Origin of the sequence: Sorangium sp. So ce448, from assembly GCF_051520915.1 — a bacterium.
Lineage (GTDB): Bacteria > Myxococcota_A > Polyangia > Polyangiales > Polyangiaceae > Sorangium > Sorangium cellulosum_B.
This window is the reverse complement of sequence record NZ_CP150343.1, coordinates 9,940,965-9,967,462: the sequence shown is the minus strand read 5'-3', so window position 1 is coordinate 9,967,462 and position 26,498 is coordinate 9,940,965. Positions and strand designations below refer to the sequence as shown.

17 protein-coding genes are annotated in these 26,498 nt (G+C 71.7%); 10 read left to right on the top strand and 7 right to left on the bottom strand.

Going from position 1 to position 26,498, the window contains the following annotated elements:
• Window positions 1–35: 35 nt before the first annotated feature.
• Both WMF45_RS37605 and WMF45_RS37600 read left to right on the top strand, forming a co-directional pair.
• The gene (locus tag WMF45_RS37605) at window positions 36–1,388 is read left to right on the top strand and encodes a protein kinase domain-containing protein (RefSeq protein WP_437710667.1); all 1,353 of its coding nucleotides are present in this window, start codon (window positions 36–38) and stop codon (window positions 1,386–1,388) included.
• A 373-nt stretch (window positions 1,389–1,761) separates the two neighbouring features.
• A complete protein-coding gene (locus WMF45_RS37600; RefSeq protein WP_437710665.1) occupies window positions 1,762–2,316 on the top strand; it encodes a hypothetical protein in 555 nt (184 codons plus the stop codon).
• An 856-nt stretch (window positions 2,317–3,172) separates the two neighbouring features.
• Here WMF45_RS37600 and WMF45_RS37595 read toward each other — a convergent pair.
• Genes WMF45_RS37595 through WMF45_RS37580 form a run of 4 tightly spaced genes read right to left on the bottom strand, consistent with a single transcriptional unit; the run spans window position 3,173 to window position 5,513 of the window.
• Window positions 3,173–3,745, bottom strand: coding sequence for a hypothetical protein (locus WMF45_RS37595; protein ID WP_437710663.1), 573 nt, complete (start codon window positions 3,743–3,745; stop codon window positions 3,173–3,175).
• Window positions 3,720–4,814 (bottom strand): hypothetical protein, encoded by a 1,095-nt coding sequence (locus tag WMF45_RS37590; RefSeq protein WP_437710661.1) that lies wholly within the window; start codon window positions 4,812–4,814, stop codon window positions 3,720–3,722. The genes WMF45_RS37595 and WMF45_RS37590 overlap by 26 nt, the downstream gene beginning before the upstream one ends.
• A gap of 23 nt (window positions 4,815–4,837) precedes the next feature.
• On the bottom strand, window positions 4,838–5,140 hold the full coding sequence (locus tag WMF45_RS37585; protein WP_437710659.1) for a hypothetical protein: 303 nt from the start codon (window positions 5,138–5,140) through the stop codon (window positions 4,838–4,840).
• A 4-nt stretch (window positions 5,141–5,144) separates the two neighbouring features.
• A complete protein-coding gene (locus WMF45_RS37580) occupies window positions 5,145–5,513 on the bottom strand; it encodes a hypothetical protein (protein ID WP_437710658.1) in 369 nt (122 codons plus the stop codon).
• A gap of 588 nt (window positions 5,514–6,101) precedes the next feature.
• On the opposite strand from WMF45_RS37580, the gene WMF45_RS37575 reads away from it, so the two are divergent.
• From WMF45_RS37575 to WMF45_RS37555, 5 genes are all read left to right on the top strand, one after another.
• Window positions 6,102–6,794, top strand: coding sequence for a hypothetical protein (locus tag WMF45_RS37575; protein ID WP_437710656.1), 693 nt, complete (start codon window positions 6,102–6,104; stop codon window positions 6,792–6,794).
• Window positions 6,791–7,924, top strand: coding sequence for a hypothetical protein (locus WMF45_RS37570; RefSeq protein WP_437710654.1), 1,134 nt, complete (start codon window positions 6,791–6,793; stop codon window positions 7,922–7,924). Before WMF45_RS37575 ends, WMF45_RS37570 begins: the two co-directional genes overlap by 4 nt.
• Before the next feature lie 182 nt (window positions 7,925–8,106).
• Entirely contained in the window at window positions 8,107–8,706 is a 600-nt protein-coding gene (locus WMF45_RS37565) for a hypothetical protein (RefSeq protein WP_437710652.1), read from the top strand.
• A 165-nt stretch (window positions 8,707–8,871) separates the two neighbouring features.
• The gene (locus WMF45_RS37560) at window positions 8,872–11,613 is read left to right on the top strand and encodes an ATP-binding protein (protein ID WP_437710650.1); all 2,742 of its coding nucleotides are present in this window, start codon (window positions 8,872–8,874) and stop codon (window positions 11,611–11,613) included.
• Between the two features lie 134 nt (window positions 11,614–11,747).
• The gene (locus tag WMF45_RS37555; RefSeq protein WP_437710648.1) at window positions 11,748–12,926 is read left to right on the top strand and encodes a leucine-rich repeat domain-containing protein; all 1,179 of its coding nucleotides are present in this window, start codon (window positions 11,748–11,750) and stop codon (window positions 12,924–12,926) included.
• Window positions 12,927–13,019: 93 nt separating this feature from the next.
• Here WMF45_RS37555 and WMF45_RS37550 read toward each other — a convergent pair whose 3' ends face one another.
• Window positions 13,020–14,621 carry an ATP-dependent DNA ligase gene (locus tag WMF45_RS37550; protein ID WP_437710646.1) on the bottom strand — a complete coding sequence of 534 codons (1,602 nt, stop codon included), beginning with the start codon at window positions 14,619–14,621 and terminating at the stop codon, window positions 13,020–13,022.
• A 776-nt stretch (window positions 14,622–15,397) separates the two neighbouring features.
• On the opposite strand from WMF45_RS37550, the gene WMF45_RS37545 reads away from it, so the two are divergent.
• Complete coding sequence (locus WMF45_RS37545; protein ID WP_437710644.1) at window positions 15,398–16,435, top strand: D-alanine--D-alanine ligase; 1,038 nt, start codon at window positions 15,398–15,400, stop codon at window positions 16,433–16,435.
• An 84-nt stretch (window positions 16,436–16,519) separates the two neighbouring features.
• On the opposite strand, the gene WMF45_RS37540 is transcribed toward WMF45_RS37545, so the two are convergent.
• A complete protein-coding gene (locus tag WMF45_RS37540; RefSeq protein ID WP_437710642.1) occupies window positions 16,520–17,161 on the bottom strand; it encodes a hypothetical protein in 642 nt (213 codons plus the stop codon).
• A gap of 200 nt (window positions 17,162–17,361) precedes the next feature.
• Between WMF45_RS37540 and WMF45_RS37535 the strand changes: the two genes are divergently transcribed.
• Both WMF45_RS37535 and WMF45_RS37530 read left to right on the top strand, forming a co-directional pair.
• A complete protein-coding gene (locus WMF45_RS37535; RefSeq protein WP_437710640.1) occupies window positions 17,362–20,073 on the top strand; it encodes a M23 family metallopeptidase in 2,712 nt (903 codons plus the stop codon).
• A gap of 21 nt (window positions 20,074–20,094) precedes the next feature.
• Window positions 20,095–22,257, top strand: a complete 2,163-nt coding sequence (locus WMF45_RS37530; protein WP_437710638.1) for a hypothetical protein — start codon at window positions 20,095–20,097, stop codon at window positions 22,255–22,257.
• A gap of 111 nt (window positions 22,258–22,368) precedes the next feature.
• On the opposite strand, the gene WMF45_RS37525 is transcribed toward WMF45_RS37530, so the two are convergent.
• Window positions 22,369–26,451, bottom strand: a complete 4,083-nt coding sequence (locus WMF45_RS37525) for a kelch repeat-containing protein (RefSeq protein ID WP_437710636.1) — start codon at window positions 26,449–26,451, stop codon at window positions 22,369–22,371.
• Between the last annotated feature and the right edge of the window lie 47 nt (window positions 26,452–26,498).

The following is a 26,498-nucleotide window of genomic DNA, read 5'->3' as shown; positions in this document are numbered from 1 at the left end:
AAGGGCACCGGATCCTCAGCGAGGTTCACAACGGCATGGTCCGCACGTTCCTCGCCCAACAGGTAGGCGGTGAGGGCGCCGCCGTCTGGCTGCACCTGCGCGAGGGCCAGACGCTCGACCGGACTGCCTTCGCTTCGGAGCTCCAGCGCTTGCAGGAAGTCGGACGAGCTGTCCCGCAGGTCGAGCCTGTGCTCTACGGAGATGCGGGCGGCGTCTCTGCCTGGGTCGCGTGCAAGCGAAGTCATGGGATCAGCATCAGAGATGCCACGCGCGGTGCCGATCTCGGATCCACCGCGCTGCACATGGTGATCGAGATTGCCCTGGCGATCCAGCGGTGTCACGCGCTGGGCTGGTGCCATGGGGCGTTTGGTCCAGACCGCGTGTTCATCACGTCGAATCGGGATTACAGCATCAGCCAGTTCGGCCTCGTCCGGCTGTTCCGGATCGAGCCGCATGAGGCCGCGCTGGAGCCGCTCGTGGCGCCTCCTGAGCTTCTTCGCGGCGACCGGGTGGGGCCCCGGGCTGACGTCTACGGCCTTGGGACCCTGCTGTACGAGCTCGTCTGTCGTCGTCCGCTCGACGTCGGCCACTCAGGTGTGTTGGGGGCACAACGGGATAAGCCTGCGATCCCCATCGACATTCCGCGTGCCGTGGCTGCCGCCATCGAGATGGCTTTGGAAGAGGAGCCGCGCCGTAGGTACAGGAACGTCGACCACTTCATCACGGTGCTCGAGGGCCTCGCGGATGCATGGCCCATGCTGGACCGGGCACCGAGCCGGAGCGATGAGCGCGCCCCCGTCACCGGCGTGGCGCCGTCGACCTTACGCAGCTCCCATCTGGAGAGTCCGTGTGTGCCAGGGCCGGTTACAGACGCGTCGGGCTCCCGGCCGTCCGAGAGCAGGCCGTTGGCGGCGCCATCGAATGAGGATGAGCTTCTGCTGTTGCAGGTCCCTCCGCTCGACGTGCCATCGCCGACGGCGCCCGCATCGAAGGAGCCCGTCCTGCCGCCGCTCTCCCTCGGCCGAGAGCCTGGGCGAGAGCTCATGATGGTCGGGAGCGGCCCTGGCGGTACGCCGCCCCGGAAGCTTGCGAGCCGCGTCGCCGTTTCGCTTGGTGCGACGGTCGCGCTATGCGCAGGCGCTCTCTGGCTTGCGCGCCCGACTACGATGGCGCTCCGCGCGGAGAAGCTGGAGACGGTGCTGGTATCGCCGCTGCGCGAGCAGCAGCGTTTACCGTCGCCGGAAGGTTCGGCGAGGGCCGCCCCGACGGAAGCGCATGGCCGCCCGCGTGTTGCGCTCTCGCTGCGAGCAGGCGCGACGGTGAAGGCCGAACGGCGCCGGCCGTACTGCGAGGACGGCGATTTCAGCTGTGGTCCTGCGTTGTATTAGGAGGGCTTCTGTCGATGCGATGTGTTCTTCTGTTCATCGCCGTGAGCGCTGGGGTAGGTTGCGCCCCAGATCGCGACTGCCCCGGCCGAGGTCCCCGCGAGGGATACCCAGCCGTGTGGCTCTGGAAGGGTGCGCAGAACGAGGCGCACGACTGCGCGGAAGATACGGATGTCCTATGGGACGGATGGCAGAAAGATACCTCTACCGCGTCGGAGTCGCCGACGTTCACACGTGCTTGTGCCGGCGTTGTTCGAAGCGATATTCCAGAGGGCTATACGCTCTGTGTGATCCCCAGCCTGGTGGACGATGTCTGCTGGGAGGGATACGAGGACAGAGCAACGTATGTTGAAGAGGATGGAGAAGAACACGAGATGTGCTGCACCCCCAGAGGGACGCCGCCGACGGTGACCGCTCAAAGCTACGACGGATGCACGACATGAGCGACGGGGGCGCTGGTGTCCTCAGGCGTGCTTGCCGGCTCCTGTTCTGGGGTGTCGTCAGCGCCTCGATCAGCGGGTGCATCCCCGATCCCGAAGTTGCGGGGAAGGTCACCGTCTCGCGGGGTGGCGAAGCGCTGGTGATCGACACCGGCGACGACGGCACGAGGGCCGTGGATGCAAGCGACGATGTTTCAGGGTGGTGCATCGTGCGCGATCAAGGTGAGCTGAGCGTGGCGGTCGCGAAGGATGGCGCGTCGCTTTCCTTCTTCGACGTGATGGACGAGCCCGGCTCGCCTCACACATCTGCGAAGATCGACGGAGAACTGTACCAGGGGGCTTGCGAGATCATCATCGAGGGTCTGCAAGATGACCCGTACGAGGCCGACGTATCGGCGGGGCCGTGCGACCTGATCCGGCTCTTCGACGGTGTAAAGGCGCGCCTGGAGACGGCGGTATTCCACGTCTCGGACTGCAGCGGGGCCGATTAGGCGGACGGGTTCTTCCGGGGCTATCGCGCCCTCTCGGGCGGACTGTCGTCGGCCTGCGCCTTGGCTCGAGCGGCGCGGACCGCGGCGAGCCAGTGCGCCCTGTCGATCGTCGGGTACTGGCGGAGCCTGGAGGGCGTGGTCGCGCGCGGCGCGGAGGGCTCGCTCGCGCGCGGCGCTCGGTCCGGGGTACTCCGGCAGCCCGGCGCCCCAGTACCACGGCGGTTCCAGCATCGGAGGGATGGGCCTCTTCATCGAGCTCGGGGCGCCGCGGAGAGCGAGCCGAAAACCCCGCTGGAAGGCGCGGAGCATCCCGGGCCGGTGCTGCTCGGCCGTGTCGTCGGAAGAAAGGTTTCGCCAGAGGCAGGTACGCTGAAGGCGCGAGGCTGCCTCGGCCGGGGCCTGTTCACCGCCGCTGGCAGGCGTCTCGTCGAACCCATTGACGAAGGTGAGGAACGCGCTCTCGACTCCGGCGAGCAGCATCGGCCACGGCGGGGTGAACGTCCGGGGAATGTGCCCCTGGCTGCCCCGGAGAGCGCTTTCGCTGGCTCCCGGCTCTATGCCGTTCGGTCCGTGATCGTCGACCCACTTCCTGAAGGTCTCGCGGTGCACCGCCGCCCATGCGCGGTCCCTCTCCGGCAGATCGTCGTACCACACTTCGGCGCACAGCTTGCCCAGATCCTCGGAGCGCGACCTCCATTGTTCGGGATCCTTGGTCGAGAACAGCGCGTGTCCGAGCGCCGCCTCGCGCACGATGCGAGTCACGAAGGGCTTCGTCTCCCCCAGCGAAGGGTTCATGAGCAATCTCCGGGTCGACCGCACGTGGGATCGGTGGGCTCTACGCCCGTCAAGGTCATACCTACCAGAAGATTCGGCCCGCCGCTGCGGGCTCCACGCTGACACCCGACCACGCGAGCGTGCGGATGAAGCGGACACCGCACGTCGCCACGATCGCCACATGCTGCGTCGATAGATAGGCCGCGCCGGCCTCCATGGCCGGGAAGAATCCAAGATAACGCAGGCACAACCCCCATGCGTTGCACACAGGGATGCGCCCGAAGTCGAGCCGCGCCGCGAGCTCGAAGGACACCGGCGCACGGAACGGCCTGCCCCGGACGGCCGCCGTGGGGCCGGTCAGCACGCCGAGCCAGCGCGCGTCGCCGCCCAGACCGAAGAGGCCCACGTCGGCGCCGATGCCGATGTCCACGGCGTTGCGGACGGGCCATCGGCGCAAGCCGGTGACCGATGGCATGATGCCGCCCGTCGCGCGCGTGGCACGCGACCCCAGCACGACGTAGGTCGCCTTGACGTCGATCTCCCAGCGCGGCGGCGCGCTCTCTTCCGCCCGCGCGACCGCGGGCAGGAGCGACAGCGCGACGAGCCCGGCGCACGACCCCGTCCGCGCGCTATCTGCCCATCGCCGGCGGACCATCGTCGGCCTGCGCCTTCCTTCGAGCGGCGCGGACCGCCGCCAGCCAGTGCGCCCGGTTGGGGTCGCTGTCCCACAGCGGGGCGTCCCGGTAGAGCGCATCCCAGTATTCCCATACTGCTGCCTCGGCCGTCGCCGGCTCGGTCTCGCCCTCGGGCGCGTCCTCGACACGGTCCACGAGAGAATACCAGGGTTCCTTGGCGAAGGCGTCCACGCTACGCCACGGTCCAGTAGGCCCGCTGCCTAAGCGTCCATCGCTGCTCTGGAGATAGCCTTCATAGGCGCTCTGCGCCAGGGCATTTCTCCGGCATTGATTCACCCACAGCATGCACGTTTCACGGTACAACGCTGCCCAGAGGCGGTCCTCCTCCGGCACGTCATCTCGCCATGCGATCGCATACAGCGCTCGCAGCTCCTGCTCGCGTGCCGCAAGCTCCTTCGGATCGTCCGGAACTGGCAGCGCCCTGATGGCCCGCTCGCGCGCGGCGCTCGGACCGGGAAGCGCGGGCGCCGCAATATCCCAGATCGCGGGAGGCTCCAGCATCGGGTGGATCGGCCTTCTCAGCGTCCTCGGTCTTCCACGGCGGCCGATCCGAAATCCCCTCCGAAAGGCGCGGAGCGCATCGGCTCGGATCTCCGCGGCCGTATGGTCGGACGTCAGCGTTCGCCAGAAATAGGTCCTGTGGAGGCGCGACATGGGATCCTCCGCCGCACGCTCGCTCGCGCCGGGGCGCATCTGTTTGGCGGTCTCGATCATCGCAAAACAAGCGCTTTTGACGGCCTCCAGCAGCATGGGCCAGGGTGGCGCGGGCTCTCCGCCGAAGCGGCCATGGCGGTTCTGGAGATCCGCTGCATTCGCCTTGTGGCCGATGTCAGCGTGTCCAGGAACGTCAATCCATCTGCTGAATTTCTTGCGATACGGCTCCGCCCATGCGTGGTCTTCCTCGGGCAGGCCATCGTCCCACGCCTCTGCGCACAGCTGGCCGAGATTCTCGAGGTGCCATTTCCAGAGATCGGGGCTCTTGGTCGTGAACAGGCCGTATCCGTAGCCTGCCTCCTGCACTGCGAGCATTCCAGGGTGCTTCGCCAGCCACCTCATGGCCGATCTCCCGGCTGTCCTCCCGTCGGGTCCGTGGGCTGTCCGCCGGTCGGGTCCGTGGGCGTGGGCGGGCATCCCCAGCCTGGCCCCGCGCCGAGCGGGCAGAGGAGAGGGACGAGCCGAGGAAAGGCCCATCCAGGAGGCGGTGCGGGTAGCGCGATCAGGGTATTGATGATGTCGTCCATGTCGACCGCGTCGGGGTCCGTGAGCTCGGCCGGTACCTTGTCCGGCTCGTAGCGGAAGTCCCATACGAACCGGCACTCGACGGTCGCTCCGCCTGGGATCGGCAGGCTGTTCATGAGATCAGTTTTTTCTGATTTGACGCTGCAGCGCTTCCCATTCGTCCTTGCACATCAGGTAGGTCACCAAGAAAGGTTCCTCGATGAGACAGACGCGCATGTCTGCGACAATATAGGACGGCTCCTGGTCGGCGCACTCGGTCCACTGACCGCCAGCTTGGTAGCGGCACTGGAGTTTGCCCATTTGATCTCCGGGTGGCCTGCCCTGAAGCCAGTCGAGGGCCGCGGCGTTCATGCCTAGCCTCTTGAGCCTCGATATTTCTTGGAGTGGCATTGACGCGAGCTGGTGTCTCAGCTCGTCGCGATCGCTGGGATCCACGATGGAGCAGCCGCCGGCAAACACGACGAGCAGAACGCCGCGCCGATGATTCATCGGTTTCCCCTCCCTGATTCACCGATCCACGTACCCGCAGACGGTGGCCGACCTTACCAGCGGTCGCCGCCGCTGGTCAAGCCGCGACGGACCACCTGGAGGACGCTGACCGGCGCCCACGCGCCGCCACTGGCCGGGGTCTCGCGTTTGAAGAAGTGCAGTGACGGTGCCGAACAGTCGGCCCAACATCGCCGGGTCGAGGAAGCCCGCCCGCCCCGCCCTTCACCAGCAGCGCAGATTTGCGCCGTTCTTTCGAGCGCGGCTCGGCGAACGCTCGCGCCGCTCGACCCAGGTTGAGAGAGCACGAACTCGGGGCCGTCCACCGCGGAACTCCGGATCCATCGCCCCGGGTCTCGACTAAAATATGACCCCATGGGCATTTTTTATCGCTCCGGTCTCTGGTGATATCGTCCCAGGCGTAAGCGTCGGGTTTGGGGCGGTGGCGCCACTCTGGCACGGGGGTGTAGCGTGGTCCTCTCGCGCCCGTGTGAGCTCGCTCAGGAACAGCGGCGCCCACAGGTACGTATCGGGAAGGCGCGGCGCGCGGATGGCTTGATGCTCACCGCCTGTCCATGGAATCCTGCGCGCATGAAGCTGTTCCTGAAGGCTGTGGCGGCCGCTGCGGTCGCCGTGATCGCCCTTGGCTGCTCGATCGTGGACCCCGACGATCGCGACGAGCTCAGACGACAGATTGCATCGCTACCGGCCGATACGCTATCGGAATTGCGGCAGACGAAATTGAATACCAATGCGCTGAGGTGGCTGCTGACCTACAAGGACAAACGCGATCAGGTGGGCAAGCTCCAGTGCCGGTTGAAGGCCGGCGGCATCTGGAGCGGCTGGAACGACCAGGAGCCGACGTACACCGTTGCGGACTTGATCCAGTGTCTCCTTGAAGGAGGAGATATCCCCGTGACCTACGCGATGTGTGCTGGCGAATTTCAAGGGCGGGGCAATTCGGACATGAATCGCAAGATCCTGCACGAGGAGCAGGTGCCGGGTGTGACGCAGGTCGAGTGCAGGTTCGTTTGGGATTCTCGTTACGAGCCGGAGAAGGTACCGTCCGACCTGACGAACCCCAGATCGATCACAGTCGATGAGCTGATCGACTGGCTGATCTCGCTCCCGGCGCCGCCTCCGGGATTTGCTTTGCCTCAGCTCGTCCCGCTCCTCTGCCCGCTTGGCGCGGGACCAGGCTGGGGGTGCCCACCTCGGCCGACGGACCTTCCGGGCGAGCAACCCACCGACCCGACGGGCGGTGAGCCAGGGGATCATCCATGAAGCTGAAAACGTCGCGCGTGTGGTTCCTCATGCGGCGCATCGAGGTCGAGGCGGGTACGGCGAGTTGCCTATTTGCGCCCCAGGAGATTTGGGGTCGGAACGCGGACCTCGAGACCCTGGGCAGGCTGTGCGCCGAAGCATGGCACGACGACCTGCCCGAGGCGGACCGCGCATGGGCCGAGGCGCATCGCGAGAAATTCGGGAGGTGGGTCGACGATTCGCGGCCCGAGGCCATCCGCCCGAGGGTGGACGCGGGCTCTCCCGAGAGCCTCACGGGCAGGTTCGGCAAGGAGCCCGCTCCGCCGTGGCCGATGGTGCTCGAAGCCGTCAAGAGCGCGTTTTTTGCCTTCGTCGTCGACTTCGGGCAGACGGTCGCGGGTGAGGGTGAGGGCGCGACGGGCGATCCGACAGCGCGCCTCCACCGGACGTCCGTCTGGCGGGCGCTGGCGGTCGACGACGCCCCCGAGGTGGACCGGCCCTCGGCGCTCCGCGCCTTTCAGAGGGGGTTTCGGCGCGGGCGCCGCGGGCTCCCGAGATCCATGACGAGGCCCATCCGCCCGGTGGTGGATGTTGCGCGGTCCTGGACGTTTAGGGCACGTCCTCTCCCCGGACCGAGCGCGGCGCGCAACCGAGCCCTCGCCGACGCATTGCGTCACACGACGGTTCTCAAGGAGTCGGCGGTGCTCTTGCAGGAGCTGCAGGATCTCTATGCGAGCGCCTGGCGAGACGACGTGCCGGAGGAGGACCGCGAATGGGCCGAGTGCTACCGCCACTCCTGCATGAACGAGGTCAACCGTCGCCGGCGAGACGCCGTGGCCCAGAGCGCGTACGAGGGCTATCTCCAGAGCAGCGATGGGCTCTTCGACGGAGAGCCCGCAAGGCCGTGGCCGAACCTGAGAGGCTACGACGCGGACCCATGGCGTGCTCTCGTGGATGCCGTCGAGGACGCGCCCGAAGGCGAGAGCGAGCTCGCGACCGCCGAGGCGGCAGCGTGGGAATTCTGGGACTCGCTCTACCGGGAAGCCCCGCCGTGGGAAAGCGACCCGGCCAAGGCGCACTGGCTCGCGGCGGTCCGCGCCGCGCGACGAAAGGGGCTGTCCGGCGATGTTCCGCCGGACGAGGGGGCGTAGCGCTCACGATGTTCCACCGGACGGGGGGCGCAGCGCTCACGATGTTCCACCGGACGGGGGGCGCAGCGCTCGCGGGCGCCCATTTGCCTTTGGCACGGAACTGCCGCTCCCTCCGCCCCGGGGCTCGACTAAAATAAGACCCCATGCGCTGGTTTCATCGCTCCGGTGGGATCGTTTTCTCCATGAAGAGCGCTCGTGCGCTCGCGCGCGCCGCCGGGGTGCTCGGCGCCGTGCTCTGCGCGGCGTGCGCTGCGGACCCCGAGGCCCCGCCGCCCGAGATCTCGGTCGGCACGGTCGACGGCACGGACGCCGTGCTCGCCCTCGTGCGCGGCGAGGGCACGGTCACGCTCTACGTCTGCGGCGGCGTGAGCAGCTACGCGACAATGACCCGGTGGTTCGAGGGAACCGAGGACCCGAGCGGCGCGTTCTCGCTCGCGAGCGACGGGTGGACGGCCAGCGCCGATCCGGGCGGCGAGTCCGGCCGGCTGCGCACGCCCGAGGGCGTGGAGCTCGCCTTCCGCGCGCGCCCCGCGGCGCTCGACCGCATCGAGGGCCTCTACGCGGCGGTCGACGGCGGCTGCCGCACCGGTGCCGTCGTCTTCACGCCCGACGACGCCGAAGCGCCAGCGCTCCAGGGCACCTGGTGCGGCGCCGGCGATCTCTATGCCCAGGTGACGCCGATCCGCCCGCTGTCGGTGCTCGACCGGCGCGGGATCGAGGTGCAGGTCGAGCTCAGCGGCGCACGGAAGACGCTGCTCGTGACCCCGCTCGTGCGACCCTGAGCCCCCGCCGCATCTCGGCCGTCCCGCCCTGTCTCCGCCGTCGCGCGGCATCCCCGCCGCCCCGCCGCGCCTCTGCCGCCGCCCCACCGCGCCCGTCCCGCCGCGGCCCCGCCGTCCGCCCGCTCTGGCGTTGAATCCAGCCCCCGTCCGATCGAAGGTCGGTGCATGGCGGACGCAGCTCGGCCGCGGAGGCGGCACCTTGCCCTGCCCGCGTCGCGCTTCATCGGCCGGGAGGGCGAGCTCGTCGCGATCGCCGAGCTGTTCCGGCGCGGCGAGCGGCTCGTCACCCTCTGGGGGCCGGCCGGCATGGGCAAGACGCGCCTCGCCCTGGAGCTCGCGAGCCGCTGGGCCGAGGCGCACGCCGGCGAGGCCGTGTGGCTCTGCGAGCTCACCGCCTGCCGCGACCTGCGCGCCGTCTGCGGCGCGGTCGCGCGCGCCATCGGGGCGCAGGTCGCGGCAGGGCGCCGGGAAGCGACGCTCGTCGAGCGGATCGGCCGCGCCCTCGCGACCGAGGGGCCGGCGCTGCTCGTGCTCGACAACCTGGAGCACGTGCTCGAGCAGACCGCGCCGGCCCTCGACGCGTGGGTGCGCGCGGCGCCCGAGCTCCGCTTCCTCGCGACGTCGCGCGAGCGCACCCGCCTCGCAGGGGAGATCAGCTACGAGCTCGGGCCCCTCGGCCTCCCCGCGGAGGGCTCGACCGAGCGCAGCGCGGCCGTGGCGCTCTTCCTCGATCGCGCCGCGGCCCACCGCGCTTCCGCGCCGCCGCCGCCGCCCGGCGGCGAGCACCTCGCCGACGTCGCCGCGCTGGTGCGGCGGCTCGAGGGCATCCCGCTCGCGATCGAGCTCGCCGCGGCGCGCGAGGGCGTGCTCGGCGTGCGCGGCCTGCTCGCGCGGCTCGGGAGCCGGCTCGATCTGCTCGCGGGCGCGGCGCGGGGCAGGGAGGCGCGGCAGGCGACGCTGCGCAGCGCGATCGAGTGGTCGTGGGACCTCCTCGACGACCGCGAGCGACGGGCGCTCGCCTGCTGCTCCGCCTTCCACGGGCCGTTCACGCTCGCGGCGGCCGCCGCCGTCCTCGCGGAGCCCGACGCCGCCGCGATCGATCGGATCGAGGCGCTGCGCGACAGGTCGCTGCTCCGCGCGGCGCCCCCGAGGAGCGACGGGGCGACGCGCTTCGCGCTCTACGAGGTGGTGCGAGAGCTCGCCGCCGAGAAGCTCGCCGAGCGCGGGGAGCGCGAGGCCGCGATCGAGCGGCACGCGGCGTTCTACCTGGCCGCCGGCGAGGCGGCGGCCGCGGACTTCGAGCGGCGCGGCGCGCTCGACGCGCTCAACCGCATCGCCGGCGATCTGGAGGAGCTGCTCGCCGTCGCCGAGGGCGCGCTCCCCCTGGCGACGGCCCCTCGCGCCGGCTCCGAGGCGGCGGCCGAGCGCGCGCTGCGGGCGCTCTGCGCCGTCGAGCCCGTGCTCAGCACCCGCGGCCCGTTCGGGGCGCAGCTCGAGCTGCTCGACCGCGCGCTCGCGGCGGCCGAGGCGCTCGCGGCCGATCCGCGCGTGGTGGCCCGCGCGCTCGCGGCGCGGGGGCGCGCGCGGCGGCTCCGAGGGCAGGCGGAGGCCGCGCTCGAGGACCTCGAGCGCGCCCGCGCGCAGGCGGCGGCGCTCGACGCAGAGGCGCTCCTCTCGGGGATCCTCGCGGATCTCGGCGTGCTCCACCACGGCCGGCGCGACATGGAGCGGGCGCGCGACCACTACGCGCAGGCGCTCGCGCTCCACCGCGCCCTCGGCGACCGCCGCGCCGAGGGGCGGGTGCTCGGCAACCTCGGCGCGCTCCACCACGACGAGCGCCGCGAGGGCGAGGCCGCCGCCTACTACGAGCAGGCGATCGCGATCGCGGCGGAGATCGGCGACGGTCGGATGGAGGGCATCTTCTCGACGAACGCCGGCCTGCTCGAGCAGGAGCGCGGGGCGCCCGCGCAGGCGCGGCGGCGCTACGAGCGCGCGGCCGCGATCCTCGGCGAGGTGGGTGATCTCCGGCTGCTCGCGATCACGCTCGGCAACCTCGGCGCGCTCCACCACGAGGAGGGGCGCCTCGCCGATGCGCGCGCCTGCCACGGCCGCGCGGTGGGGCTGCTCCGCGAGGTCGGGGACCGCCGCTCCGAGGGGATCGCCCTCTGCCGCCTCGGTGCGGCGCTCGCGTCGGTCGGCGAGGTGGAGGAGGCGCGGCGCGCGATCGAGCCCGCGGAGCGGCTGCTCGCGCAGCTCGGGGACGAGCCCGACGTGGAGCTCGCGCGGGTGGCGTCCGGCTTCGTCGACCTCGCGCTCGCCCAGGCGGCGCGCCGCGCCGAGCGGGGGGAGGAGGCGGCGGCGCACGCGGGCGCGGCGCGGCGCAGGATCGCGCGCGCCCGGGAGGGATCGCCGTCGAGCGCGAGCCGATCCGACGACGTGCGGCTGCTGCTCCGGATCCTGGAGCGCAGCCTGGCGGCGCTGGGCGGCCTGCCCGAGGCGCGGGCGGAGGGCGAGCGTGAGCTCCTCCTGACCGAGGGGGCACGCTTCGTCCGCCCGCCGGGCGGCGGCTGGCACGACCTGCGCGAGCGCCACGCGGCGCGGCGCCTGCTTCACGCGCTGGCCGAGCAGCAGCGGTCTGCGCCCGGCCGAGGGCTCTCCCTGGCCGCGCTGAAGGAGGCGGGGTGGCCCGGCGAGCGGATCTTGCCGGACGCGGCGGCGAACCGGATCTACGTGGCGATGAACCAGCTGCGGAAGCTCGGGATGAAGCCGTGGCTCCGGAGAGACGCAGACGGGTACTCGCTGGATCCGGCGCTGCCGGTCCACTACGTTGCGGTGGAGCCGGCCGCGGGGGGAGGGGGCGAGTCGCGCGGGGGGGAGACGGACGAGGGCGGGGGGGAGCGGCGGTAGGGGGAGGGGGCGTGCGGACTGGATGGGAGAGCAAGGGCGATGGCGCCGCGGGTGGGAGCATGCGAATCGCTTTAAGAAAGGATTAAGGAGCGGTCCTCTGGCGGGGACCTAGCCTGTTCGGCGGAGGTCACGCCATGCGCAACATCGCTTCTGTTCTGCTGATCCTTGTCCCTGCCATCACCCTCGCCGGATGCGGTAAGGGCCGTGAGACGGAGGGCGTCGTCGCTTCGACCGGAGCCTCAGGTGGGGTGGACCCCTCTGGCTCCACATCAGGGGGCGGCGTGGGCGGGTGGAGGGACCCCGGAGAGGATCCGCAGGCCGGCGGCGGCGGCGTCGGCAGCACAGGTAGCGGTGGCACTGGCGGCAGCGGCGGCGGTGGCAGCGGCGGCGGCCCAGGCAGCGGTGGTAGCGGCGGCGGTGGCGCCGGAGGTGGTGGCAGCGGCATCGGTGGCGCCGGAGGCGGTGGAACAGGCGGTAGCGCCGCCGCGGCGTGCGCTGGACCCCTCGAGTTCGCCGACCCGGCGCTCGAGGCGGTGGTGCGCGAGGCCGTGGCGAAGCCGGAGGGCCCGATCCTTCCGGCCGACGTCGCGTCACTCGACGCCCTCCGCGCGACCACCCGCGGGATCGAATCCCTCGCCGGCATCGAGTGCGTCCGCTCCCTCACGAGCCTGAGCATCGTGAACAATCACGTGGCAGATCTCGCGCCGCTGTCCTCGCTCACGGAACTGCGCATCCTGGTCGCGCCGAGCAACCGGATCGAGAACGCCGCGCCGCTGTCCTCGCTCATCCGGCTGGAGACGCTGAGCTTGGACAACAACCCCATCTCGGACGTCACTGTCCTCGGCTCGCTGACGAACCTGTCGTACCTGGGGCTCTCCCACACCTCGGTCAGCGACATCGGCCCGCTCGGCTCGCTGATCCGGCTCCGTCGGCTCCATCTCAGCGATTCGCCCATTTCGACGCTCGCGCCGCTGTCAGGCCTCCGGGAGCTCTATGAACTGACGGCGAGAGCCAGCGGGATCAGGGACATCTCGCCCCTGTCGACCCTGACCGCCCTGAGGTATGCAGACCTCGGAATCAACCGCATCTCCGACCTCTCTCCGCTCGCGAGCGGTTCATCCCCCCTCCTCCTCAGTCTCAGCGGCAACTTGGTGTCCGACCTGACGCCCCTCGTCGCCAACCCGGATTTCGGCGAAGGAAGGGCCGTGCTCGTGGTACGAAACCCAATCGACTGCGCCGTTCAGGCGAGCAACATCGCTGCGCTCCTGGCGCGGGGAGCGGAAGTCATCACGGACTGTCCGTCCTCCAGGTGACGCATCCCACCCCCGGGATGCGCCACCCGCGCGACATGCGAAGCCGTCCGGTATGGCGCACCCCCGCCCGGCGGCCGGCCGCCGTCCAGCGCGTCATCCGTCCCCCTCCGCCTCCTCTCCTCCACCTTCCGCCTGCCCCTTCTCGGCCGCCTCGCGCGCGAGCGCACCCGCATGGATCGCCCGCACCTCCTCGATCGTGCCGATCTCCTCTGCAGCCTTGTCAGGCCGGTACCTCTTCACCCGCACAGACCGCAGCGCGATCCCCCCGGGGTACCGCGGACTCGCCTGCACGCCGTCGAAGGCGACCTCGACGACGATCTCCGGCCGCACGTACACCGTGTCTGCGTCGCGGCCGATCTCGAGCTCCAGCAGCCGCTGCGTCTGCCACGCGATCACCTCGTCGGTCATGCCCTTGAACGTCTTGCCGAGCAGGACGAAGCCCCCGGCCGCGGGATCGCGCGCCCCGAGGTGCAGGTTGCTGAGCAGCCCCCGGCGCCGGCCGGTCCCCCAGTCGGCCGCGAGCACCACCAGGTCGAGGGTGCGCGCCCGCTTCACCTTGAGCCACGAGCCGCGGCGCCGCCCCGCCTCGTAGGGCGCGGCGAGCGACTTGGCGATGACGCCCTCATGGCCGCGGGCGAGCGCGTCGGCGAAGAACGCCTCGGCCTCGGCCGCCGTCGGCAGCTCGATGCGCGGGACGCGCAGCGACCGGTCGAGCACCTGCCGGAGCGCGGCCATGCGCTCGCTGCCGGGCCGGTCGAGCAGATCCTCGCCGTCGAGGTGCAGCACGTCGAAGAACAGGGCGCGCAGCGGCAGCTCGGCGCGCAGCGCGGCCGCGTCGTGCGCGCGGCCGAAGCGGCGCATCGTGACCTGGAACGGGTGCGGCGCGCCGTCGGGGCGAAAGGTGAGCGCCTCGCCGTCGAGCACGACCGAGCGGACCGGGAGCGCCCGGACGATCTCGACAATCTCGGGGACCGCCTTCGTGACCGGACCGAGGCCGCGGCTGAAGACGCGCACCTCGTCGCCGGCCTTGTGCGCCTGCACGCGCACGCCGTCGAGCTTCCACTCCAGCGCCATCGCGCGGAGCTCGCTCAGCGCCGTCGCCACGTCGTCGGCCGACTGCGCCAGCATCGGCTGCACGGGGCGGAGCAGCTGCAGCGAGAAGCGCCGGAGGCCGAGCGCCCCCTCGAGGAGCGCGGCCTTGGCCACCTCCGCCGCGTCGCCGGCGAGCATCACCGCGCGCCGCAGCGAGGCCGGCGGCACCCGCGCCGCGCGCGCCACCGCGTCGACCATGACCGGCTCGAGCCTCTCCTGGCGGAGCTCGCCGGCGAGGAGCCGCGCGAAGAAGTCCCGCTCGAGATCGGTGGCGCGCGCGAACAGCCCCGCCAGCGCCGCGCGGCGCTCCCCCCCGGCCCCCGGCCCCGAGGTGCGCGCGATCTCCGTGAAGACCGCGTCGGCGTCCCCCAGGGTGAGCGCAGGCTGGGCGACGGAAGGAGAGGCCCGGCGGGCCTCGGCGAACACCGAAGGCCCGAGGCCGAGCCGCCCCTGGCGCAGCCGGCCGGTGAGCCAGTCGACGCCGATCTGCACCTCCGCGGGCGAGAGGCGGCGCAGGAGCGCGGCGAGCGCGCCGATCTTCTCGACACGGCGAGAGAGCGCGGCGACACGCTCGGAGGTGGCGACAAGGTCGGAAACGAGCACGCGGGCAACCCTACCCTGGCACCTCGAGAGCTCACGCTCGACGGGTCTTTTGACGAGGCCGCTGCAGGGTGTCCTCCGCAACCGAGCCGGGGAACTCCGCAGGATCGAACCCGGCCCATGGGCGCCAAGTGTTCTCCGCATGGGCCGAGAGAGCCTACCAAAGGGTGTAAGGCGCCGGAGCAGAAAAGCGCTCTCCCGCGCCGGAATGACGGTCACTCGCGCTTGCAACCACTTGCGGGGAGGGGCGAAGAATTATCAGGTCATCTGCAATCGAGTGCCTCGCTCGGTCGCCGCCGGCGCCGCGAGCAGGCGAGAGCGCGATCGCCTTTCAGAGGATCTCACGTGCCCGATCTCGGGTGCTCCGCGCCATCGATTGGCCAGGTGCGAAGCGCCCGACGCGCCTGCGCCGTCGCGCGGCGGGGAGAGCGCACGCGGAGCCGCCCCGCCGTGGCTGCAGACTCCCGAACACGCCGCGAGATGGCCCCAGCCGCGCCCGTCTCCCTCGACGGCGCGATCGCTCCGTTTAGTTGACCTCCGCCGCGGGCCTTGATACCGGGTTGGCGGTCGGCACGCCGTGGGCAGGTGAACACGGCGGGCGGGCGCGGTTTTCCTCAACCACAGCTCAGGAATAGCGCCCTCCGCTGACAAGGCCGCGAATTTTGGCCTTGGGAGCAGCTGGCTTGGTTTTTGCGCAGCACCTCTCCGGCAGCTGGACTGTACTGGAAGGAGCTGACGTGGTGTTGGTGTCCGCACGGGAAGGCGACGGAGGTTCTTCGATGGTGGAACGGCAAGTCCGGAAGCGGGTGGGCGTCGTGATGGGCGGCTCGTCGGGTGAGCGCGACGTGTCCCTGCGCTCGGGCGCGGCCGTCGCCGAGGCGCTCGAGGCCCGCGGGTACGATGTCGTGCGGATCACGCTCGGGGACAGGTTCGGCGCGGAGCTCTGCGCGACGCTGCAGCGCGCGCGGCTCGACGCGGCCTTCCTGGCACTGCACGGACGTCTCGGTGAGGACGGGTGCGTGCAAGGCGTCCTGGAGCTCGCCCAGATCCCGTACACGGGGTCGAGCGTGCTCGGGAGCGCCCTTGCGATGGACAAGCTGAAGGCCAAGGAGATGTTCCGGCTGCACAACGTGCCGACGCCTCCCTACTACACTGTGGGTGCGAATCAGGACCTCGAGGAGCTCGATGCCGTCCATGGCTCGTTCGGGTTCCCCGTGATCGTCAAGCCGCGCGGCGAGGGGTCGAGCCTCGGCGTGACCAAGGTCGGGTCGCTCGAGGAGCTGAAGTCGGCGCTCGCGCTGGCGTTCGAGTTCGACGACGCCGCCATCGTGGAGCGGTTCGTGGCTGGGACCGAGGTCAACGTGGGGATCCTGGACGGGAAGGTCCTTGGCGCGATCGAGATCGTCCCGAAGAAGGGGCTCTATGACTACGAGGCCAAGTACACGCCGGGCATGACCGAGTACCACATGCCGGCGCGCCTCCCGCCGACCCGCTACCGCGGCGTCCTGAACCTGGCGGAGCGGGCGGCCCAGGCGCTCGGGTGCACGGGCGCGGTGCGGGTGGATCTGCTCGTGACCGGCGGAGAGAACGAGTACGTGCTCGAGGTGAACACCCTGCCGGGCATGACCCAGACAAGCCTCCTGCCGAAGATCGCGGAGGCCGCAGGCTACGAGTTCGGCGACCTGTGCGAGGCCATCCTGGCGAGCGCCAGGCTGCACCAGCCGGTGCGGCGCCGCGCGCCCGCCGCCTCGGAGCTGCGGCTCAGCGAGCGGGGACAGGCCGAGAAGCGGCTGCGCCTCGTGAAGTCGGCGATCTGAAGCCAAGGCGAGCGCGGCTCCGGGGCCCCTCCCGGAGCCGGGGCGCAGCCAGCCAATCCAAGCGTCACCCGGACAGCCAAGCGCTCAAGGCACCCGCTTCATGGTGATGAAGTCGGTCGCCATGCCCTCGACGATGGGCTTGAGCTTGAACACGTCACCTTCACAGCGGTACTCGAAGAGGGTCCCTGGGCGGTCCATGCCTGAAAAGGCGTTGGTCGCGGGCACCGGCATGTCGCGGCCGCCGAGCGTGGCCTTGGTCTCGACGCGCAGTCCGCTCATGTCGGCGCGCGTCGTCTTCCAGCGGCCAGGGCCCGCGGGCTCGTAATCAGCGCTGGAGCGGCCGTTCATCTTGAGCGTGATCCTCAGGGCCGTCCCCGCCGTGGGCGCCTCGAACACGTTCTCGACGCCGCCCTCGCTCGTCTCGCACACGTAGCTGCCACGCTCGTTGCCGTTGAACGTGCAGATGTACTTCCCGCGCTCGCTGACGACGCGCGCGCCCGACGAGCTGCGCGCCAGCGTCTCGAGGAACATATCGGCATAGTCGTATTCCCACTTCCCTGTCGGGCAGCTCGCCGCCGGCGCCGCGGCGGACGCGCCGCTCGGGGCCGGCGCGGCCGTGGCGGTGGCGCCCGCGGACGCAGGCGCGCTCGCGGGCTCGGAGCGGTCACAGGCTGCGAGCGCAGCGATCGACACCAGGGTGAACGGGAGCAGGTGCGGACGTGCCATGCGCCGAGGGTACGCGCCCAGGCGCGCAGGTGCACGCATCAACGCGCGGAAGCGGGGACCGTGCCGGAATCCATTCCATGATCCGCAGATGAGCCTCGTGCCTCTGGACGGCAATCTCCGTCCGTGAGAGCCTCGGCGCCTCACGCCCCTCCAACCAGCCTCGCCTGGTCTCACCCCTCCTCGCCGCAAGGGAGCCGCTCATGGCCGGGTTCCGCCAACTCCTCGGCGCATCGTTCGTCATGGCCTCCACGGCGACCGTCCTCGCGGCCGGTTGCAGGGAAGAGGCAGCGCCGCTCGTCCCCTCGTCCCCGCCCCGCGCGCCGCAGGACGTGGACCGCAGCTGCCGGTGCCCGGACGGAGCCTATTCGACCGGCGAGCTCATCGATCCGGACGACACCTTCTGCGACATGCAGGTCTGCGGGAGAGACTTCATCTCCTATGCCTGCACAAAGAACGGGTGGAAGAGCCAGGCGCAGGACCGATGCAGCGACCGCGCCTGCCCCGACCACCCCGATTACCCCGCCTCCGACGATCCGGAAGGGCTCACCTTCTGCGGAGCGCGCGTGATCAACGGCCACCCCGCTGGCCTCTACCATTGCTTCGGCGGCGGTCAGATCCCCCGGTGGTGGAGCGTGTGTGACGGCACCTGCGCGGCCACGAGCCCCGGAGACGCCGAATGCAGGCCTCCGCGCGAGGCGTGCGACTGCCCTCTTCCACGAGGCCAGGCCGAGTGCGGGGCGCGCGTCTGCCTCCCCTCCGGCGCCGGCAACGAGCGGACGAAGTACGTGTGCGGAAGCGACGGCTGGCATGACCTCGGCGTGTCCTGCTCGGGCGCAGGCCCGGCGAGCTGCACCGCCTGTCGTGGAATCCAGGACAGCCAAGGCAAGGAAGCCATCACGAGCGTCTGCGGGGACGAGATCTGCGGGCTGGGCATCGGCAATGAGAGCCGCTGGGTCTGCGGCAAAGAGGGATGGATCAACGCCGGACAGCCCTGCGATCCCGACGAGCGGCTCGGCCCGGCAGAAGAGGATCTCGGGAGGTGCCCCCTCGCGTCCACGACGCGATACGGCTCGGGCCAGCCCCTCCCCGGGCCGATCGAGCCAGGGCAGACCTTCTGCGGCGGGCAGAGGTTCTACGACCACCATGGCCTGCCCACCGGCGAGATCAAGGGCGATCCCGCCACGCTCTACGCGTGCCCCACACCCGGCGGAGAGCCCGTCCTGTTCACCGCGTGTGCAGGCGCGGGAGGCGACGGGACGTGCAAGCGCATGACGGAGCTCGCTCCCTGGCACGAAGGGGACATCTGGGGCCAGGCGACCGAGGGCGCCCCGCACATCCCGCAGTGGGACCGCTGCGACGAGCGGTGCCCGCGCCCCTCCGAGGTGAAATACAAATACCGGGGCGATGAGCGCCCCAATGAATGGTGGTACCGCGTCTGCGGCCAGCACGGCAATACAGGGCGCTTCGGCACGCTCTACTACTGCAGGATCAGCAGCGAAGACTACGATGCCGCGCTCGCCGGCGAGGTCGAGATGGGTGAGCTCCTGCCGGCAGAGGCGTGCGCGAACAGCGAATGCAACGCGATGGAGGACCCGATGGCGAACTACGACCGGTGCGGCGATAGCGACGCCAAGCCGGTCGGCACGCCGCCCGAACCTCCGCCGGGCTCCGCTGTGATCGGCTGCGACAGCCTCCACGACTACCAGGGCACGCTCGTGCCGCAGCGCGATACTCGCCGCGGCCTGCGGGTGTGCGGTCCAGGCAAGCAGATCTACGAGTGCTCGGACCGGACGCTCGGGCGCCCGAGCGGCTGGGAGGTCAAGCCGATCTCCTGCGGGACCGATTGCGGCGAGTGCGGACCCGACCCGTACGGCAGGACGCCCCCGTATTGCAGGGAGGTCCCCGGCACCTTCAACCGCGGGCTGAAGTGGCTCGGCTGCGACAACTCGACGTCCGATCCGTCGGAGATCGAGTGCAACGACAGCGCGGGCACGCCGGATCCTGCCTACTGCGGGAGCAACAGCGGTCCGCTCGGCGCGAACGGGGACCCGAGGATGCTCTACCACTGCCGGGCGATGTGCCCCCGGGGGACCACGTCCGCGCCGTGCGCCGAGGGCGAGACGGCCGGGAGGACGTACGAGTTCGTCCGCTCGGAATACTGCCAGTTCGGCTGCGTGACCACGCCGTCGAACGCCGCGAGCGACCGGTGCTACCTCCCGCCTGCCCTGGGCTTCACGGATCCCATCGACAACCCGCGCCTGCTGAAGATCCTCGGCTACGAGGACCCCTGCTGGGGCGGACACCACCTCGGCCAGGACGTCGTCGTGAACGGCGGTCGGACCGTCGGCGCCGGGGTGAAGGCGATGGCGCCAGGGCGCGTCCTCTTCGCCGGGGACAACGGCTCGAGCTATCACGCCACCGTCCGCATCGAGCACTTCGTCGAGGACCCGAGCGGCGGCCCGGCGCGGCGGGTCTGCTCCTTCTACGGGCACCTCAGCCGCGATGGCCTCATCAAGGAGGGCGAGACGGTCTCCATGGGGCAGCGGATCGGATCCATCGAGTCGTGGGAGGAAATCAAAAAAGCTCACCCGACTCTGGGCCTCACGGGCGGGGAGGAGAACACGCATCTCCACTACGTGCTCCTCTCCGACGCGCTCTGCCGCACGTTCGGCACCTCGGATGGCGCGCCGTGCGGGTACGACAAGTCCCTGAGCTCGTTCGATGAGCAGAAATGCAAAGACTCGGTGTACGACGCCGGCAGGACGGATCCCGACGAGGAGCCGGCGACGTTCACGGCCGTGAACGACAGGTGCCAGAACTCGATGCACACGGACGGCTTCATCTCCCCGCTGCACTTCATGAACGAGACCCAGGGGCGGAAGGTGTGCGCCGCCAGGGCGGACTGCGAATAACGCTTGGCCGGAGGTGATCCCATGCGCCGCACTGGCACGATCCTCTTTCTCTCCATCACGACGCTCACGTGCGGCGTGTCTGACCCGAGCATCTGCCCGCCCGGCTCGCTCGCCGCGTGCTTCCTGCCGGACGGCACGCTCGGCGCGCAGCAATGCGCGAGCGACGGGAGCGCGTACGGCGCGTGCGGCGCGCTGCCCTCGCAACCTCCTCCCGCCGGCGCGGGCTGCGCGCACCTCGGCGAGGCCTGCTGCCCGAGCCTGCCGGCCGAGCTGCGCTCCGGCTGCGAGGCCGCGGCCGCGGAGGGCGACGACGAGGCCTGCGACGAGGTCCTCCGCGCCGCGGGCGACGTCGACCTGTGCGTGGGCGGCCCCGCCGCGCCGCAGTACGGACCCAACTGCGCCGGCCTCCTGAACGAGTGCTGCGCAGCGCTGCCGGAGGCGCTGCGGGAGGCGTGCCACGCGATCGCGTTCTCCGGCAACGAGCGGCGCTGCGAGCGGTTCCTGGAGCAGGACGCCAAGGCGTCGGGGCGCTGCCAGGACGTGAGCCACGCCGGCGAGAGCTGCGGCTACCTCGGCGCGAGCTGCTGCCCCTCGCTGCCCGAGGGACCGGACGCGCGCTGCGCGAGCGTCGCCGGGGCCGGCGACGCCGAGGAATGCCTCGGCTACCTCGGTCAGGTCGGGGACGCCAACCGGTGCCCCACCGTGGGCGACAGGGAGCCGCTCACGTCCGCCTCGTGTGATGAGCTCCTCGCGAGCTGTTGCTCGAGCCTCGACGGGCTGCTCGCCCACCGGTGTGACTTCACGGCGCTGACCGGCAGCGGCGCGCTCTGCGACGCGTTCCTGAGCGGCCTCGCGGGCACGGGGCTCTGCGGCGGCGGAGGCGAGGGGGGCGCTGGCGGAGGATGCGGCGATACGGACGCCGACGTCGAGAACTGCGGCGCCTGCGGCAACGTCTGCGGCAGCCAGAACGCGACGCCCTCGTGCGCCGCGGGCGCCTGCTCGCTCGCGTGCGCCGTCGGCTTCGGCGACTGCGACGGCGACGCGTCGAACGGCTGCGAGGCGGAGCTCGCCCAGGATGCCGACCACTGCGGCGGCTGCGGCAACGCCTGCGTCGAGAAGCACGGCACGGCGTCGTGCATCGCCGGCCGCTGCGCGCTCTCGTGCGTGGAGGGGTTCCGCGACTGCGACGAAGATCCCCTCACCGGCTGCGAGACGAACGTGAGGAGCAACCCGTTCCATTGCGGCGGCTGCGGCAACGACTGCCTGGGCGGCGTCTGCGAGGACGGCGTCTGCGGCCCCGAGGCGACGACGATCGCCTCGGGGCTCGCCGTGCCCTCGGCGCTCGCCGTGCTCGGCGACCACCTCTACCTGGCCGGGGCGCGGCCGCAGGGCGGGGTCGCGGTCCGCGTCCTGAAGTACGGGCTGGACGAGGTCGCGTGCCTCGCCACGCTCGCGCCTCCGCAGGACGGGACGTGCGGCTTCGGCGTGTTCGAGGGCGTCGCCGTCGCCGGGCTCGACGTCTTCGTGACGGGCGCGGAGGGGGTGCTCAAGCACACGGCGCGTGACGGCCTCCTGCTCCTCAGCGCGAACGTCGCCGAGCCGTGGGCCGTCGTGGCCGACGCGACCGCGGTGTGGTTCACCTCGCGCGCAGAGAGCGGCGTCTTCCGGGTGGACACGGCGAGCAGCGCCGAGGACGCGGTCGAGATCACGGGGACCGTCGGGAGGGCGGGCGGAGCGCTCGTCGCCGACGACACACACCTTTACTGGGCCCAGGGCGGCGGGGTCGTGGTGAAGATGCGGAAGGACGGCGCGGAGCAGCGGCAGATCGCGTCCGGCCAGTCGTTCGATGACGGGCTCACCCCGCAGTTCCTCGGCATCGACGCGGAGCACCTCTTCTGGAGCACGGAGAGCGGCCGCTTGATGCGGCTCGGCAAGGACGGCGCGAACCTCGTCGTGCTCGCCGACGAGCAGCCCGCTCCGGCCGGGATCGCCGTGGATCCGGCGCCCGACGGGGCCGTGTACTGGGTCAACCGCGGTAGCGGCGTGGTGCGGCGGGTGAACAAGGACGGCTCCGGCCTGGCGACGCTCGCCGCCGGGCAGGCGCAGCCGATCGCGATCGCGCTGGATGAGGCGTACGTCTACTGGGCGGCGCAGGACGGGGCGGTGCGGAGGACGGCGAAGTGACAGGAGGGGTTCGGGGGCTGCCTTCGCTGGAGACGCTGTCTCCACGACGTGCGTCCCCAGCGGCTCGCCGTGCTCGCTGAGCACGGCGAGAATCGGGCGAGCGGTGGTGGATCAGGCTGCCTTGCGGAAACCCCTGGAGCGCGCGGCGAGCAGCGCGGCGAGGAGGAGCCAGGGTACGGGCGAGCCGCCCTGGTCAGGGCCAGCGCCGCGCGCCACGGCGCAGCCGTTTCCGTGCGCGCGCGGCGGGGCGCTCCCCTCCGGAGCAGGCGCCGGAGGCGCGCCGCCGGCGTCGCCGCCGGAGCCGCCGGAACCCCCGGTGCCGGTCGCGGCGGCGTCGCCGCCCTGGCCTGCGCCGCCCTGGCCGCCGCCGCCCTGGTCCCCGCCGCCCTGGCCGCCGCCGCCATGACCCTCGCCCCCCGCGCCGCCTCCGGAGCCGCTGGTGGCCTCCGCGAGCAAGCAGCCCCCGGCGATGCACTCGCCGCCTGGACAGGGGGCGCCGTCGAGCTTGTAGCGCCTCTGGCAGGTGCCGGTGGCCGGCGCGCAGACGGCGCGCCTGCAGGTGGAGGTGTCCGGCTGCGGGCACACGAAGGGATCGCTGCCGACGCAGGCGCCGTTCTGGCAGGTATCGGTCTGCGTGCAGGCGTTGCCGTCGTCGCAGGGGCTGCCGTCGGGCTTGCGCGGGTTGTCGCAATCGCAGGCGTCGCCGACCCCATCGCGGTTGACGTCGGCCTGGTCGGGGTTCGCGACGAGGGGGCAGTTGTCCACCGTATCGCCGTCGCCATCGGCGTCGTCGTCGTCGTCGCAGGCGTCGCCGAGGAGATCGCCCGAAGGCAGGCCAGCATCGGTGTTGGCCTGGAGCGTGTTCGGGACCGCAGGGCAGTTGTCCTCGCTGTCGGGGATGCCGTCCTCGTCGGTGTCGAGCGCGCAGACTCCGGCCCTGCACTGCGCGCTGAGGCACTCCTTCGGGAGCGAGCACGGGGCGCCGACGGGCTTTTTCGGCACGCAGTCGCCGCCGGTCTCCGCGCAGTAGGCCGCGTCGGCGCACTGGGTGTCGAAGGTGCAGCCCGTGAGGCAGGCGCCCGCGACGCAGCGGTACTCGGCGCAAGAGCGCGTGTCGCCCTCGGCGCAGATCCCGCGGCCGTCGCAGAGGGGGGCCTCGACGAGCTCGGAGGCGTCCTTGCACGAGGCCGCGCCGCAGGGGGTACCCCGCGCCAGCAGCTGGCAGGCGCCGCGGCCGTCGCAGAGGCCGGTGGTGCCGCAGGAGGAGGCAGGCTCCGCGGCGCAGTCGTCGTCCGGATCGGCGCCGGCCTGGATGGGCCCGCATGCGCCGTCGGGGCCGGCGCCCTTCTTCGCGGCGGAGCACGCCATGCACGCGCCCGCGCAAGGGGTGTCGCAGCAGACGCCGTCGACGCAGGAAACGCCGGCGCAGTCGGCGTCGGTCTCGCAAGGGGCGCCGGGGAAAGCCGCGGTGTAGAGCTCGGCGCTGGAGATGTAAGTGCCGGGGCCCACGCCGCCGGTGACCAGGACCTTGCCACTGCGCAGCAGGGTCGCCACGTGATGAGATCGCTCGGAGTACATCGTCCCTGCAGGAGACCAGCTGTCCGCAGCCACGTCGTACACCTCGGCGCTCGCGCTGCCATGGCCATTGACAGAGGCATTGCCCGCGACAAGGACCCGCCCGTCCAGGAGCCGCGTCGCCGTGTGGTTCTGGCGCGCGGCGCTCATGGGCGCTCGCGTCGTCCAGCGATCGGTCGCCGGATCGTACACCTCCGCGCTCGTGAGCCCGCTGATCCCCTCTGAATCCGGGGAGCCGCCCGTGACCAGGACCCGCCCATCGTCCAGCAGCGTCGCCGCGTGCGCCCGGCGCATGGCGATCATCGGTGCTGCCGCTGTCCAGCCGCGCTCGCCGGGGCTCCAGAGCTCCGCGCTCGGGGCCTCACCGCGGGGCCCGTAGCCGCCTGTGACCAGGACCCGGCCGTCGGCCAGCAGCGTCGCCGTGTGCCCCTGGCGCGCGGCGATCATCGCCACCGCCTCGGTCCAGGTGTCCTCCCGCGGGTCGTAGATCTCCGCGCTCGCGAGGTTGACGTAGTCGCCCCCGACGCCGCCCGTGACCAGGACCCGGCCGTCGTCGAGCAGCGTGGCCGTGTGCCCCTGGCGCGCGGCGATCATCGGCGCTGGCGCTGTCCAGCTGCGCGTCGCGGGGTCGAAGAGCTCCACGGTCGCGATCGGGCGCTCCTCGTCGATCCCGTAGCCGCCTGCGACAAGGACCCGCCCGTCGTCCAGCAGCGTCGCCGTATGCGCATAGCGCGCGTCGCGCATCTCCATCGCCGCGGTCCAGGCGCCCTCCCGCGGGTCGTAGATCTCCGCGCTCCTGAAGCCGGTAGAGTCGGACCCGTAGCCGCCCGCGACGAGGACCCGGCCGTCGTCGAGCAGCGTCGCCGTGTGCACGTAGCGCGGGTGGCGCATCGGCGCTGTCTCCGCCCACGGGCTCGTGCCCGGCGGGTCGTAGACCTCGGCGTTCGTCTCGACGCCTTGATTGCCGCCCGTCACGAGCACGCCGCCGCGCGGGAGCAGCGTCGCCGTATGAGAGCTGCGGCCGACGGCCATCGCGGGCGCGTTCGACCAGGCGCCCTCCCTCGGGTCGTAAATCTCCGCGTCCGCCAGGTGGAGGTATGACTGGAGGCCGCCCGCGACGAGGACCCGCCCGTCGTCGAGCAGCGTCGCCGTGTGGTCGAAGCGCCCGAAGCTCATCGACTTGGCCGATGTCCAGCCGCCATTCGCCGGGTCGAACAGCTCCGCGCTCGCGAGGAACGTGCCGTCGCTCGTCAAGCCGCCTGTGACCAGGACCTGCCCGCCGTCGAGCAGCGTCGCCGTGTGCCCTCGGCGCACGGTGCTCATCGATCGCGCCGGGGTCCAGGTGTTCGTCGCCGGGTCGTACATCTCCACGGTCGGGACCTCGCCCTGCGCCCCGATGCCGCCTGTGACGAGGACCCGCCCATTGCCGAGCAGCGTCGCGGTGTGCGCATAACGCGCGGTGCTCATCGGCGCCGCCGTGGTCCAGATGCCCTCCCGCGGGTCGAACAGCTCCGCGCTCGGGAGGAACGTGCCGTTGCTCCAGCCGCCCACGACGAGGATCCGCCCGTCGTCCAGCCGCGTCGCCGTGGGGCCCTGGCGCGCGGTGTTCATCGGCCGCGCCGGCGTCCAGCGGTCCTCCGCCGGGTCGTACAGCTCCGCGCTCGCCACCGTCGTGCCCGAGCCGTCGGAGCCTCCCGCGACGAGGACTTGCCCGCTGTCCAGCAGCAGCGCGGCGTGCTCGAGGCGCGGTGCGCTCATCGGCTGAGCCGGCGCCCAGCTGTCGTCCTCCGGGTCGTACAGCTCCGCGTTCGCGACATAGCCGTCGCCGCCATAGCCGCCCACGACCAGGACCCGCCCGTCGTCGCCGCCCAGCAGCGTGGCCGTGTGCCCGGCGTCCCGCCTCGTGGCCATCGCCCCGACGGGGCGCCACAGCGGATCCACGAGCAGCAGCTCCCCCGACGCCTCGACAAGCAGCGCGATCTCCGCCCCGCGCGCCTCGAGGCGCGCCGCGATCGGCCGTCCGCCTTCCGCGAAGGCTCGCGGCGCGGTGACGCGCAGCCGCGGCGTCCCCGCGGCGTCCAGCACCTCGACGGCCTCGCCGCGCTGCCGCAGCGCCGCGCCGTCCACCTCCCAGACCGCCGCGGGCTCACCCGCCGGCACGGCGCCCGGCTCCACCGTGAGCCATTCCTCGATGCCCCCGGCGACCGCCCGCCAGAACGACGCGCCGCCCGCGCGGCCGTAGATCACCGCGCCGTCGACCACCGCCCCCTGACCGGACGCGCCGGCCTCCCGCACCCGGACCTCGAAGCCGCCGGCGCCCGAGAGCCGCATCCAGCCGCCGCCGTCGCGCGGCAGCTCGGCCTGGAGCCGCGGCGCGCGCCCCGAGAGGCCAGGCGCGCCCAGGGCGAAGCCGCCGCCGGTCGCGCCGGTCGCCGACAGCGCGCCGGGAGCGCCGCTGCCCAGCACCTCGGCGGCCTGCGCCGGGAACCGGCGCTGCACGAGCGCCGCCGCCGCCGCGCCGTCGTGCCCCGCCGCGCACCCGAGCGCGCCCATCCACCCCACGACGGCCAGCACCAGGACGGCCATGACCAGCACGCGAAGACCCGACACAGCTCGCATGCCGGCGAATGTCTCACGCGGTTACGTCCGCAACAACAGCGCCGCGA

Excerpts from the sequence above, each read along its gene's own strand:
- WMF45_RS37530 (WP_437710638.1), top strand. The coding sequence starts at position 20,095 with ATGCGCCGCACTGGCACGATCCTCTTTCTCTCCATCACGACGCTCACG.
- WMF45_RS37555 (WP_437710648.1), top strand. The coding sequence starts at position 11,748 with ATGCGCAACATCGCTTCTGTTCTGCTGATCCTTGTCCCTGCCATCACC.
- WMF45_RS37570 (WP_437710654.1), top strand. The coding sequence starts at position 6,791 with ATGAAGCTGAAAACGTCGCGCGTGTGGTTCCTCATGCGGCGCATCGAG.
- WMF45_RS37580 (WP_437710658.1), bottom strand. The coding sequence starts at position 5,513 with ATGAATCATCGGCGCGGCGTTCTGCTCGTCGTGTTTGCCGGCGGCTGC.
- WMF45_RS37540 (WP_437710642.1), bottom strand. The coding sequence starts at position 17,161 with ATGGCACGTCCGCACCTGCTCCCGTTCACCCTGGTGTCGATCGCTGCG.
- WMF45_RS37525 (WP_437710636.1), bottom strand. The coding sequence starts at position 26,451 with ATGCGAGCTGTGTCGGGTCTTCGCGTGCTGGTCATGGCCGTCCTGGTG.
- WMF45_RS37605 (WP_437710667.1), top strand. The coding sequence starts at position 36 with ATGGTCCGCACGTTCCTCGCCCAACAGGTAGGCGGTGAGGGCGCCGCC.
- WMF45_RS37565 (WP_437710652.1), top strand. The coding sequence starts at position 8,107 with ATGAAGAGCGCTCGTGCGCTCGCGCGCGCCGCCGGGGTGCTCGGCGCC.
- WMF45_RS37575 (WP_437710656.1), top strand. The coding sequence starts at position 6,102 with ATGAAGCTGTTCCTGAAGGCTGTGGCGGCCGCTGCGGTCGCCGTGATC.
- WMF45_RS37535 (WP_437710640.1), top strand. The coding sequence starts at position 17,362 with ATGGCCGGGTTCCGCCAACTCCTCGGCGCATCGTTCGTCATGGCCTCC.
- WMF45_RS37560 (WP_437710650.1), top strand. The coding sequence starts at position 8,872 with ATGGCGGACGCAGCTCGGCCGCGGAGGCGGCACCTTGCCCTGCCCGCG.
- WMF45_RS37590 (WP_437710661.1), bottom strand. The coding sequence starts at position 4,814 with ATGCTCGCAGTGCAGGAGGCAGGCTACGGATACGGCCTGTTCACGACC.
- WMF45_RS37545 (WP_437710644.1), top strand. The coding sequence starts at position 15,398 with ATGGTGGAACGGCAAGTCCGGAAGCGGGTGGGCGTCGTGATGGGCGGC.
- WMF45_RS37585 (WP_437710659.1), bottom strand. The coding sequence starts at position 5,140 with ATGAACAGCCTGCCGATCCCAGGCGGAGCGACCGTCGAGTGCCGGTTC.
- WMF45_RS37595 (WP_437710663.1), bottom strand. The coding sequence starts at position 3,745 with ATGGTCCGCCGGCGATGGGCAGATAGCGCGCGGACGGGGTCGTGCGCC.